The 11999-nt window shown below is 56.8% G+C and carries 12 protein-coding genes; 7 read left to right on the top strand and 5 right to left on the bottom strand.

Going from position 1 to position 11999, the window contains the following annotated elements:
* Nucleotides 1-437 precede the first annotated feature (437 nt).
* The 3 genes from J4D25_RS04190 to J4D25_RS04180 all read left to right on the top strand — a co-directional run bounded on the left by J4D25_RS04190 (nt 438) and on the right by J4D25_RS04180 (nt 3056).
* Nucleotides 438-746, top strand: coding sequence for a DUF6124 family protein (locus J4D25_RS04190; protein WP_057715380.1), 309 nt, complete (start codon nt 438-440; stop codon nt 744-746).
* 401 nt (nt 747-1147) lie between these two features.
* On the top strand, nt 1148-2407 hold the full coding sequence (locus tag J4D25_RS04185) for a molybdopterin-dependent oxidoreductase (RefSeq protein ID WP_057715379.1): 1260 nt from the start codon (nt 1148-1150) through the stop codon (nt 2405-2407).
* Between the two features lie 10 nt (nt 2408-2417).
* Nucleotides 2418-3056 carry a c-type cytochrome gene (locus tag J4D25_RS04180; protein ID WP_057715378.1) on the top strand — a complete coding sequence of 213 codons (639 nt, stop codon included), beginning with the start codon at nt 2418-2420 and terminating at the stop codon, nt 3054-3056.
* 75 nt (nt 3057-3131) lie between these two features.
* On the opposite strand, the gene J4D25_RS04175 is transcribed toward J4D25_RS04180, so the two are convergent.
* On the bottom strand, nt 3132-3938 hold the full coding sequence (locus J4D25_RS04175; protein ID WP_057715377.1) for a glycosyltransferase family 2 protein: 807 nt from the start codon (nt 3936-3938) through the stop codon (nt 3132-3134).
* 95 nt (nt 3939-4033) lie between these two features.
* Nucleotides 4034-4660: a dihydrofolate reductase family protein gene (locus J4D25_RS04170; RefSeq protein ID WP_057715376.1), complete on the bottom strand. Its 627-nt coding sequence runs from the start codon at nt 4658-4660 to the stop codon at nt 4034-4036.
* 267 nt (nt 4661-4927) lie between these two features.
* Between J4D25_RS04170 and J4D25_RS04165 the strand changes: the two genes are divergently transcribed.
* The 4 genes from J4D25_RS04165 to J4D25_RS04150 all read left to right on the top strand — a co-directional run bounded on the left by J4D25_RS04165 (nt 4928) and on the right by J4D25_RS04150 (nt 9046).
* On the top strand, nt 4928-5500 hold the full coding sequence (locus J4D25_RS04165) for a DUF2214 family protein (protein ID WP_057715375.1): 573 nt from the start codon (nt 4928-4930) through the stop codon (nt 5498-5500).
* Between the two features lie 205 nt (nt 5501-5705).
* Nucleotides 5706-6548 carry a DUF6502 family protein gene (locus tag J4D25_RS04160; RefSeq protein WP_057715374.1) on the top strand — a complete coding sequence of 281 codons (843 nt, stop codon included), beginning with the start codon at nt 5706-5708 and terminating at the stop codon, nt 6546-6548.
* A complete protein-coding gene (locus J4D25_RS04155; RefSeq protein WP_057715373.1) occupies nt 6545-8194 on the top strand; it encodes a DUF5666 domain-containing protein in 1650 nt (549 codons plus the stop codon). The genes J4D25_RS04160 and J4D25_RS04155 overlap by 4 nt, the downstream gene beginning before the upstream one ends.
* A 102-nt stretch (nt 8195-8296) precedes the next feature.
* A complete protein-coding gene (locus J4D25_RS04150) occupies nt 8297-9046 on the top strand; it encodes a hypothetical protein (RefSeq protein ID WP_057715372.1) in 750 nt (249 codons plus the stop codon).
* Between the two features lie 92 nt (nt 9047-9138).
* Here the strand turns inward: J4D25_RS04150 and J4D25_RS04145 are convergent, their stop codons facing one another.
* From J4D25_RS04145 to J4D25_RS04135, 3 genes are all read right to left on the bottom strand, one after another.
* Nucleotides 9139-9942: a 2OG-Fe(II) oxygenase gene (locus tag J4D25_RS04145; RefSeq protein WP_057715371.1), complete on the bottom strand. Its 804-nt coding sequence runs from the start codon at nt 9940-9942 to the stop codon at nt 9139-9141.
* An 83-nt stretch (nt 9943-10025) separates the two neighbouring features.
* Nucleotides 10026-10835, bottom strand: a complete 810-nt coding sequence (locus tag J4D25_RS04140; protein ID WP_057715370.1) for a glycosyltransferase — start codon at nt 10833-10835, stop codon at nt 10026-10028.
* A gap of 332 nt (nt 10836-11167) precedes the next feature.
* On the bottom strand, nt 11168-11653 hold the full coding sequence (locus tag J4D25_RS04135) for an adenosine-specific kinase (RefSeq protein ID WP_057715369.1): 486 nt from the start codon (nt 11651-11653) through the stop codon (nt 11168-11170).
* Between the last annotated feature and the right edge of the window lie 346 nt (nt 11654-11999).

Genomic DNA, 11999 nt, shown 5'->3' with positions numbered 1-11999 from the left:
TTTTAGAATTCTTTAATGTGGTTGTGTCTTCTTTGTTCGTGTGAAAATGGAAAGCGCCTTAACAATTTAGTTGGCTGTGGAGAAAAAGCCAAAAAATATTTAGTGATATTGCTATCGGGCGTTAACAGCTTCGTAATTTACTCATGTGGAATATGCGCATCACCCCCGAATCTCCTCACCGAGCTTGCACTTCACAACCCACCTCGCTAACCTTCGCCCGTCGCTGCCAATTCAGCGAACGGGTGTGGTAGCCCGGTTACTTCATAGACCCAGAACGCCTCAGGGCGTTTTTTTGTGCTGGCTGCTTTGTGGCGGCTGTGCATGGGAGGCTTCGGCCTGCCGGGTTCCTATGACCGGTCTACCACCCTGTGTACAGCCGTCTCCCTATTTTGCGTGGTAGCGGATGGGGAGGGGCTCACTTTCATAGGAGCTTCACAATGATAAAACCAACTCCGAATCCCCCTGATACGGACGCGCAGATAGGCGTCGATTCCGAGTCCTCATCTCGTAAGCCTAAATTGGCCGAGCGCCGCCCCAACCCCATCTTCACCATCGCCCCCAACGTCAACAACGAAACCCTCCTGGTTCACGCCTGTGAAACCCTTGCGTCGGCCAGTGTCATGGCCAGTGAACTGGCGTTTATCCTCTCCGGCCCAAAATGCAATTTGGCATTGGGGATTCAACAGATGATTGCCTTGGCAGAGTTATCGGTGAACCGCGTGCTGGATCAGGTAGATCCGCAGTAGCAGGCGAGGGCGGTTTTAGTCTGATGTGAAAAAGCCCACTGAACCGGCGACGGTCAGTGGGTTTTTTTGTGGGCGATGGCACAGGCAGCGCTTTGAACTCGGAGCGTCTACGCCGGCCGTAACGGGGGTTCCTGTCATCAATTGTCAAGTCACTGACGCTCAATGAGAAGCAGTCAGTTTGGCCCTGACGATACTGGTTTGTTTTCCGACCTCGGTAAGGCGAAACCGTAAGCCTGATACCTCTCCGCCCTGGCGGGAATTTGTAGGAGCGAGCTGGCTCGCGATGGACTCAAGTGCGCTGCGTTTGGTCAGTAAGCACGCGTTTTCGTTAACGATCATCGCGAGCAAGCTCGCTCCCACAGTCAGTTGCATCTCAATAAAACAATCATAGAGAGCGCAGAATGAAGTTCAGTTTTGTAGACAGCAGCCAGCCGAGCCGCCGGCGGGTTTTACGCGATGCTTTCACTTTGGCTTTGGCGACCTCGCCGTTGGCAAGCCTGGCCAGGGCATCCGACGAATCCGCAGCGGCCAGTGAATCCGTCGAAGACGTGACCTTTGCCGCAGGCCCGCGACCGCTGGTGCAATACCCGCAAAAACGCCCGTTGACCCTGGTGACCACTCGGCCGCCACATCTGGAGACGCCGTTCCCGGTCTTCAATGAAGGGCCGATCACGCCCAATGACGCCTTTTTCGTGCGTTACCACCTGGCCAATTTCCCGACCAGCATCGATCCGGACAGCTACCGCCTGACGATCAAGGGCTCGGTCGACACGCCGCTGTCGCTTTCCCTTGCCGAGCTCAAGGCCCTTGCCGCACCGGTGGAAGTGGTGGCCGTCAATCAGTGTTCGGGTAACAGCCGTGGCTTTTCGATGCCTCGAGTGTTCGGCGCGCAGTTGGGCAATGGCTCCATGGGCAATGCGCGCTGGGTAGGGGTACCGCTCAAGGCTGTGCTGGAAAAGGCGGGAGTAAAAGCCGAGGCCCGGCAAGTGACTTTCCGTGGGCTCGATAAGCCGGTGTTGCCAAGCACGCCGGAGTTCATCAAGGCGCTGGACATCAGCCATGCCATGGACGGCGAGCCCATGATCGCGTGGTCGATGAATGGCACCGACCTGCCATTTCTCAACGGATACCCGATTCGTCTGGTGGTGCCAGGCTACTTCGGCACGTACTGGGTCAAGCACCTGAGTGAGATCGAAGTCGTCGACCATACCTACGACGGTTTCTTCATGGCCAAGGGTTACCGGGTTCCGGATAACGATTGCTTCTGTATTGCCCCAGGCACCACGGCGGCGAAAACCCAGCCGATTTCCAGATTGCCGGTCCGCAGTTTCATCACCAGTGTTAAACACGGCGATGTATTGCCGCTGAACAAAAGCGTGGTGCTCAAGGGCATCGCGTTCGACGGTGGCGTTGGGGTCAACAAGGTGGAGGTGTCGATCGACGGCGGAAAAACCTGGCGTGAATCCACGCTCGGGCAGGACCTTGGCCGTTACTCCTTCCGTGAGTGGACACTGCCGATCACCTTTACCGGCAAGGGCGCCACACCGTTGATGGTGCGGGCCAGCAACAGTGCTGGCGAGACGCAACCGCTGCAGGCCGACTGGAATCCCGCTGGCTACCGCCGCCACGTCGTCGAAACCACCCACGTGACCGTCGCCTGAGGAGGGCCGCATGAAACTTGTGAAATGCATGACCGCCTTGCTCTGCGCGGCTCAGGTTTGTCTGGCGACCCTGGCTGGTGCCGCGCCGCTGTCCATCACGCTGCCGCCTGAAACCGCTGCGTTCAAGCCCAGCACGATGCCTGGCTACGCTTTGGCGCAGCAGAAGTGTTCCGTCTGCCATTCGGCCGACTACATCAATTTCCAGCCGCCTGGTATGAGCCTGGCGCAGTGGACCGCTGAAGCGGGCAAGATGCAGCACGTGTACGGTGCCCCGATCAGCGACCGGGATGTGAGTGTTATCGGCGCTTACCTGGCGGTGACCTACGGCAGTGCGAAGGCCAATGATGCCGATGTTCTGGCTGCCTCGAGCGCCCCGGTGGTGGCTGGGGCTGGGGCAAAAGTCGATGCCAAGGTCTTGCTGCAGAACAACGCCTGTCTGTCCTGCCACGCGACCGATCACAAAGTGGTAGGCCCGGCCTACCGCGATGTGGCGGCCAAATATGCCAAGGACCCGCAGGCAATGGACAGGCTTATGTCCAGCATCCAGAACGGCGGCAGCGGGAAGTGGGGGGATGTGCCCATGCCGCCATTCACGCAGTTGAGCCCGGACGACCTGAAAAGCCTGGCGACTTTTATCCTGCAGCAGTAGGTCAGTCTCAGCCTGCTGCGAAAAGCCCACTGAACCGGCGACGGTCAGCGGGCTTTCTTGTGGGCGCTGGTTTATTCAAGACATCGAGGAGTGGGTTGCACTGAAGCGCTTGAGAATGTCCTGGTACATTTTCGTCCGTCGATGACCTTGGCCATATCCGCCCGCAGCAGCGACGGTGCCAGACTGGACGTGGTCCAGGTACTTGAAGATTTTGCCGGGCGAAAGGAACACGACTTTGTAGCCAAGCCTGATCACGCGGTCTTGCAGCTCATAACCGGGCACACGGTCATCGATCTGAAAATGCAAACCCTGCTGCTTCATCAGCCTGCCATTCCATAGCGTGCAAAAGCTTTTCAAGTGGGTTTCCTTGTAGGGCTTCGGATCCTTCGAGCGCAGGCCGAGCGATTGCTTCAGGCGTCGGTAGTGGTGTTTGATCAGGCGTGAAGTGAAGCGCCAAACGGTCCTTGGCAGTCCGCGGTTGAGTTGCTCCGTGCAACCGACCGCGATGACGTTTTGATCCTTGGTGCAGTGGTCCATCATCATCGCAAAGACGTTTGCATCGAAGACGAACGTGTCGGTGTGCATCAGGAACAGGTAGTCGGTATTGACCCTGGCCAGCGCCATGTCCAGCGCTTTGCCATGGGCGATGTGCCCCGGTTCTTTGGTGGGGGCATCGCGTTCGATCAGGTTGATCCAGTCGAGCGAGCGCAAATACTCGACGCTGGCGTCCGCCGAACCGTTATCGACCACCCAGACCGCAATGCCTGATTTTTGGACATGCTCCTGCAACAGTTCCAGGCAGATCCTGGTGAGCTCCGGGGTTTTGTAATTAACCAGAACGATGCTGAACGGTGGCTTGGCGTTTGTATCGACACGACCCATCTTCGAAATGCTCGACTACCCGAAAGGGTCGAAGACTAAAGGGGCAACCTTAGCCCAAGCTTAATTTCACCTGGGCGACACGACGCTGGCTATCGCTACCTGACGCCTTCGAATGAACCTGTGCGCACTTCGCCACTGCGGATGTAGCGGGCGATCAGCACACCTCCGGGTGAGCTGATCGAATTCACCAGGGTGAAGGCAGACGTTTGTGCGTTGTCGTCGAACAGGCGCTTGCCGCGCCCCAGCAGGATGGGATGAATCATCAGCCGCAACTCGTCCACCAGACCGGCGGCAAGCAGTTGGCGCACCAGATCGCCGCTGCCTTGGGTCAGCAGCTGAGGACCTTCCTGGCGTTTAAGCGCGTTGATCGCGTCAACAAGGTTGCCCTTCAGCGCATGACTGTTGTGCCAGGCCAGCGAGTCGGCGCGATGGGTGGCCACATGCTTGGGGACGCCGTTGAACAGGTCAGCGATGGTGTGATGGGTTGAATCGGCCTGAATGTTCGGCCAATAGGCGGCGAAGATGTCGTAGGTGCGACGCCCCAGCAGCAACTCGAATGGCTGTGAAAACAGGTCCATTACGGCCTGGCCGGTGGTTTTGTCGGCGTAGGGCACGATCCAGCCACCGAAGCGGAATCCACTACTGGAATCCTCCTCAGGCCCGCCAGGCGCTTGCATGACGCCGTCCAGACTCACGAACGCGGCTACGGTCAGTGTGCGCATGCTCTTCTCCTGATTCATTCCGGTTTAAGCGTTTAGACAGTGAAGTCTGCAATTCCTTGAGACCGTTCCCTGAAAGGTAGTCGAACCAGACGCTGTGAAATCGACAACAAAGTGCGCGGCCCATATACGACGAAAGTCGTATGGTGGTCTGTGTAGGTGCGTGTTAGCGAGGATTTGTCTTGAAGGTGCAATTGCAAATTTGTATCATTCGGTTTCAATTCAGCGAAGCAGGGAACGCAGCGCCAAAACAATAATAAGGTCAAGGCAATGCTCAAAATGCTTCTCGTGTACGGTCATCTGCTCGCTACGTGTATTGCCCTGGGGAGGGTGTTGCAGGCGGATCACAAGCTATGGAGTTGGCGCAAGGAAGTACTGGACCAGGCGAGGCTTGAATACCTCGATGAAACTCAGAAGATCGTCAGCCTTGCACTGCTGGCCCTTTGGGCAAGTGGACTGTTGCTGGTGCTTCAGGGTTACCTCAATGAAGGCGACGCGTATCTGCTCAATCAGAAACTCTGGGCCAAGGTGACGGTCGTCGCGCTGCTGAGCCTCAACGGTGCACTCTTGCATCGAGTCGGCTTCCCGCTGCTGCAGAAGGCTCCATTCGTCGCGCTGCGCAGTGCAGGCCGCACGCGGCTTGCCTTGTTGGGGGCGCTTTCCATGAGCGGTTGGCTATTCGCCGCTTTCCTGGGCGTGGCTCGAGCCTGGAATCACGTGTTGCCTTACCTGCATGTGATGGGCGCATTCGTCGCATTCTCGTTTCTGGCCTGTTGCGTGGCACTGGCAGTTGCCGGCAGGGCGGGCAGTGTCGGTGCGCAAAAAAACTCGGTACCGGGGTAGCGATCCATTCCTGTAAATTCGGGCCAGCTTCATTGCGCGGGAAAAGTTCCCGCGCATGAAATTCAGGCGAAGCTGTAAGTCTGACGAATTGCTCCCAAGCTGCTCCCGGATAGCAACGGGTATTGCGTTGGCACGGCTCTCGGTAAATTCATGGGATTATTTCCCACGCGGCTATACTGGGGTTATCTACCCAGGAATTCGCTGAATGCAATCGTCAACGCTGCCCACCTCGCTCCTCAAAGCCTTGCGGCATGTCATGCAGCCGCTGGTGCGCCTGATGCTGCGCAAAGGCGTCACCTACCTGGTGTTTGCCGACCTGCTCAAGGAGGTTTTCGTCGAAGTGGCGGACCGTGAGTTCCGCCTGGGCGAGAAGGCACCGACCGACAGCCGCATCAGCCTGCTCACCGGTGTGCACCGCAAAGATGTACGGCGCTTGCGCAATGCCGGTGATCCGGCTGCTTCCACGCTTCCGGAAAACATCACGTTTGGTGCACAACTGGTCAACGCCTGGGCCAGCGCGCCTTTCTGCAACGACGCCGGCCAGCCACTGCCGTTGCCTCGATTGGCCAGTGTCGGCGGCGACCGCTCCTTTGACGCCTTGGTGGCGAAGGTCAGTACCGATATCAGGGCGCGGGTGGTGCTGGACGAGTGGCTGCGCCTGGGGGTCGTGCGCCTTGACGAACAAGAGCGCGTGCACCTTGAAGCCCAGGCCTTCGTGCCACAAAAGGGCTTCGATGAGAAAGCGGCTTACCTGGGGCACAATCTGCACGATCATGCTTGCGCTGCGGTTCACAACCTGAGCAGCGAAGCCCCGGCCTTTTTTGAACGCAGCGTCCACTATGACGCACTGGCCCCGATGAGCGTCGAGGCGTTACGCGAGGCCGTGGCCAGCGAGGGAATGCAGGCCCTGTTGAGCTTCAACCGACTCGCCGCCGAACTGGAGTCCCGGGACCTGCCCAGCCTTGAACCGCGCCAGCGCATCACAGTCGGCTTGTACTTCTACACTGAAGCTTCCGATCCCAACTCGCCAACAGCCCCTGAACCATGACCGTCAAATTGCGCCTGATTCGTGCAGTCGCCCTCGTTCTGGGCCTCGGGCTTGCAAGTGTGTTGCAAGCCGCCCCAGCCTGTGTCAGCCAGAATGATGCGGGCACCAGCGAAGTGCCGGTCATCCAGGCACCTGGTGGCACCGGCGGCACGGGCGCAGCACCTGGCGGCATGGGCGGTACCGGCATCGACACCGACAACGGCGGGATCGGTGGTACCGGCGCACCACTGAAAAAGAGCCCTGGCGGTATTGGCGGCACCGGTGCCGTTGCAGGCGGAGTGGGTGGCACGGGCATCAGCAACGATAACGGAGGAATCGGTGGCACCGGCATTGTCGGCACCATCACCGGGTTCGCCTCGATCTGCGTCAATGGTGTGGAAGTGCACTTCAACAAAAACGTTCCTGTCAGCGAGAACGGCATCGCCAGCTCCAGTGCCCGCCTGGCGGTAGGCCAAGTGGTTGCCGTGGAAGCGTTCAATACCCGGCGTGGTCTGGAGGCCGGGCGCATTTCTATCCTGCACGCCTACGAAGGCCCTTTGACAGCACTGCCGCGCGACTCCATGCCCATGCGCGTCATGGGGCAACCGGTACGCCTGGCCAACGGTGCCCAGGTCGCTGCCGGCCTGCGTCCGGGGGATCCCGTGCGGGTCAGCGGGCTGCGCGATGCTCGTGGCGAAGTGGTGGCCAGCCGCATCGACCGGGCGCCCGGCCTCAAGGAGGCCAGTGCCATCGGCCCGGTGGATCGCAGTGGCTATCTCCAGGGGCTCAAGCTCAGCAATCACCCAGGCCCGGCGCAGGAAATGCTGGTGCGCGGCCATTGGTCCGGCCGTGAGCTGGACGTGAACCAAAGCCGCCCCGATCCGAGCCTGCCTTTCATTGGCCGGGCACACAATGCGGTGATCGAGGGTCTGGTACAGGGCCGGCAGGACCGCCATTTGGTGGTGGGCGGCATTAATGTGACGCTGGCGCACGACACCGTGTTTGTCGGTGTGCAGGCTTCGGAGCTGGCGCTGGATCGACGGGTGCGGATCAACGGCGTGTTCACCGGCGCGCGGGAGGTGCAGGCAACGCGTATTGAATTGCCCCGCGATCGCTCCGATTCACCAGCGAGCAACCGGCACGGACGACATGGCACCAACGAGCAAGACACCGACGACTCAAGTGGCTCGGGCAACTCGATTGACTCAAGCGGCTCGGGCAACTCGATCGACTCAAGTGGCTCCGACAACTCCGGCAACTCTGACAGCTCGGGGAGTTCAGGGAGCTCGGGCGGTGACAGGAGCGGCCGCTCCGAGAGCGAAGGCCGCGTTGTCGACGATACTCGCCACGGGGGGAGTGACAGTCATGGCGGTGGCGACAAGATTGAACGCGTGGACGTGGACGTGGACGTGGATGTGGATGTGGATGTGGATGTGGACAAGTCCGGCAAGTCAGAGCGAGTCGAGAGGGTCGAGCAATCCGGCAGAATCGAGAAAGTGGAGAGGGTAGAGAAGGTAGAGAAAGTCGAACGTCCGGAGAAAGTCGAGAAAGTTGATCGGCCAGAAAAGGTTGAGAAGATAGACAAAGTTGATCGGCCAGAAAAAGTTGAGAAGGTCGAAAAAGTCGAGCCGGTTGAAAAAGTCGATCGCTCTGGCAAGTCGGGTTAAGCAGTGCAGTCATGATGCACTTTCGTCATAAGTAACTAGGCTGGGTAAGTCACGCAACAAATCATGCGTGTGAACTTCGATGACGTCAGACACGAGGTGAACATGGATCCCAAGCGCATCCTGCTCGTCGGTTGGCTTGCCAGCCTGGCTTTGCCGACCTTGGCCGATACCTTTACGACCTCGATCGGAACCGACTACTCACGAGGCGACTATGGCACCGGTACGACTTCCGAAACATGGTACGTCCCGCTGGTGGGCAGATATGAAACCGGCCCCATGACCTACAAGCTCACCGTGCCCTGGCTGCGCATCACCAATCCTTCGGTCGGCCCTGACGGCGAGCCGCTGCCCGGCGGCTGCGGCAAGGTGGAAAGCGGTCTGGGCGACACCGTTGCCGGTGCCGACTATGCTGTGCTGGACGGCAGCGTTGGCGGGCTGTTCGTGGACCTGATCGGCAAGGTCAAGTTGCCAACCGCCGACGAAGACGAGTGCCTGGGCACCGGCAAAACCGACTATTCCGCCCAGGTCGATGTCGCCAAAGCCTTCGGTCCTGTGACCGGGTTCGCGACCCTGGGCTGGAAAAAGTTCGGCGACCCGTCGGGCTCCGACTTCGACAACCCGATATTCGCCGGCCTGGGCTTTGCCATGCCCGTGTTCGTGCGCACCACGGCGGGCGTGTCCTACGACTGGCGGCAGAAGGTCGTTTCCACGGGTGACGAAATCAAGGAGCTGACGCTCTTCCTCACGCACAAGCTCAATCAGGAATGGAAGTTTCAGTTATATGCCGTCAAGGGCTTTTCCGACGCCAGCCCGGACGGCGAGGCCGGGCTGTTGCTCAGCCACGCTTTCTGATTCCTGGCCATTGCCTGTCAGGTAACTTCCAGCATTGATGCGTTTCACCGCCTCGACTCAGGCCCTTGCCTCACTCCCGGGCGTTTTGCAGTTCAGTTTTTCTTCTTGATCAGTTTATTGATGTAGTACTTCAGGCTCAAACGATCCTTGGGCCTTGGTTTGTAGTGGGTTTTGTTTCTTTGTGCCGGATCGATCGCCATGGTTCCCGCGGTGTAGTAATAAAGCGCAATAGACCTGCGGGTGATGTGTTCCGGAGTCGTTAAAGGCTCCGGGTGCCCATGATTGCTGTCCTTGTCTGTGTTGAAAATGACACAGCGATTGTAGATGGGCAGGACTTTTTTAAGGCAGGTCTTCATGCCGACATCCCAAAGTTCCAGGTTGCCGCCGTATTCCTCTTGCCAGTCTTCATTCAGATAAATGATGATGTTCAGTCTGCGTTCAACATTAAGTTTTTTGTTGAGCCGGAAGTCCGAGTGCACCCCCAGGAAACCACCGCTTTTTGTTTCGTGCAGGCCGCCACCGGTAAAGTAGGGGTCGGGTATCAAGCCTTCGATGCCAGTGAGCTTTTCAAGAAACTGCAACATGGGGGCCGAGTTAAAGGCGTTGAAAACAGTCTTCAAATAAGGGTCGCATTCGTTGGGACTGATTTGACGTTTGCGTTGACCTTTATAGCCGCGCTCGTAGAGCATTTCGTTGTTGGTTGGCTCGACCGGGAAATGCGAGCAGATGCTCGCAATCAGGTCTTCGTGCAAGAAGTTGTCGATGACTATGTGCGGAAATGGCGTAGCCTGAACATAGCTATCGGTCAATGAGGCACCAAAGGCGCTGGCGGCATTCTGGTCGAAATCAAGCTCCGGGGACAGGGTGATAGGTAGTGCCTGAGTGATGGGTGCCATTACCGCTCCAATGACCTGATATAAAAACCTGTGGGTGACTTCACGCAGCGTTGAATGCACTGCTCGTTGCGTCTATTCGCAACTCAATTTGTTCTGTCGTCCTTGTTCAGACGCTTAAGGATGTTGTTGTACATTTTGGTTCGTCTATGATTTTTAGCATAGCCGCCAACCGCTGCAACAGTGCCGGACTGAATGTGATCCAGATAGCTGAAAATTTTACGCGGTGATAGCATTTCAACGACATAACCCAGTTCGGTCATGCGGTCCTGAAGCGTATAGCCTGGCACGCGATCATCCATCGAAAAGTGCATGTTGTGCTGTTTTACAAGTTTGCAGTTCCACAATGTGCAGAAACTTTTCAAGTAGACTTCTTTGTACGGCTTTGGTTCTCTGGAACGCAATCCCATGGAGATTTTCAGGCGTCTGAAGTGATGCTTGAATAGTCGTGAGCTATAGCGCCAGACAGTTCTGGCGGTGCCGCGGTTAATTTGCTCGACACAACCGACGGCCACGACTTTTGGGTTTTTCAAACATTTATTCAGCATCATCGGAAAAACATTCTTGTCGAAAACAAATGTATCGGTGTGCATCAGGAATAAATAATCGGTGTCAATTCGCTCGAGAACCAGGTCAAGTGCCTTGCCATGGGCAATATGGCCCGCCTCTGGTTCGGAAACAGAGCGTTCAATCAAATTGATCCAGTCAAGCGTTCGTAAGTACTCAGTGCTTTCATCGGCGGAATAGTTGTCAACCACCCATACCGGGACGCTGTTGCTGCCAAAATGCTGGTGTAATAAGTCCAAGCATATCTTGGTGATTTCAGGTGTTTTGTAATTTACTATAACTACGCTGAAGGTTTTGGAGTTTTCAGTCAGTAAATCAGGGTTGTTCATCGTTCAGGTGCTCAATGTTATTCTATTTAATTGTATGAATTAATTTGTATACAATTTTTTCTTGTTCGCCGCGCAAAAACTTGCATGGCCATAGAGCACAATTTGTTAAGTCGCTTTGTCATGCATAATAACCACGGGCTGCTCAGACCCGATGGAGAGCGGTAGAAGCGGACTTCATCGTATAAGGATCTGCTCTGCAGGTAAACATTTTGACTTGATTCGTTACATCAGGAGGCTGGCCGGGCCAGCATCCCGGGACGGTGTGAACTGCTCTTGCGCAAGGCATTCAGGCAATTTGTAACGTCATGTGGTGTGCCAGCACGTTCTGCAATTCACTGCTTGTAGCCAATCTGCCGCAACAGGTTCTTGCGCCACAGGATGTCTTCATCGCCTTCGATGTCATTGGCACAAAAGCCATCCACTACGCCAAGGATCGCTCGCCCTTGCTGCGTCTCAGCGAGAATCACTTCGGTCGGATTGGCTGTTGCACAAAAAATACGGCATACCTCTGGAACCATTTTGATGGTGTTCAACACGTTCAGCGGATAGAAACCGTCGCCCAGGAAAATGATGAAACTATGGCCGGCGGCGATGGCTTTCGCATTTTTCTGTGCAAGTTCAATCATTGAGCTATCGGTGCCAGACCATCTCACCAGGCATTGACCAGAGGCTTCACAAAAGGCCACGCCAAACTGGATACCTGGCACGGTATTGACCAGCGCTTCGTGGATGTCCTCGACGGACTTGATGAAGTGCGTCTGGCCCAGAATGAAGTTCGTCGCATCCGGCTTTTCGATTTTCAACGTGATGAGTTGCATCTCAAACGCCTCCTTTCACGATGTTGCCAGGAGAGCCTGGCCACAAACCAAAGCATAGCTACTCATTGGTTATTGCTGCGTCCTCTGTCTGTTTTTGGCCAATTGCTCAACGCGTGCCTTGGACCTGATATGTGGTCGTTGACACTTGGGCTGAGGGTACTAATCTAAGATGTGTGGGAATATTTCCCACGCATAGATACCAGCTGGCTTTGAGGGACCGTACGGATACCGCAGTGGCTCGCTATTGCTGCAGATTGATGGCCGTGCCGGTTGGCGGGCCGCTCCAATGGGCGGCCGGGAACTCACTGGACATTGCGTTCGATACGGAGGTGAAAACGCAACTCCA

This window comes from Pseudomonas sp. GW456-L13, from assembly GCF_017350115.1.
Lineage (GTDB): Bacteria > Pseudomonadota > Gammaproteobacteria > Pseudomonadales > Pseudomonadaceae > Aquipseudomonas > Aquipseudomonas jessenii.
The sequence above is the reverse complement of the archived record's forward strand: the minus strand, read 5'-3'. Positions and strand labels throughout refer to the sequence as shown.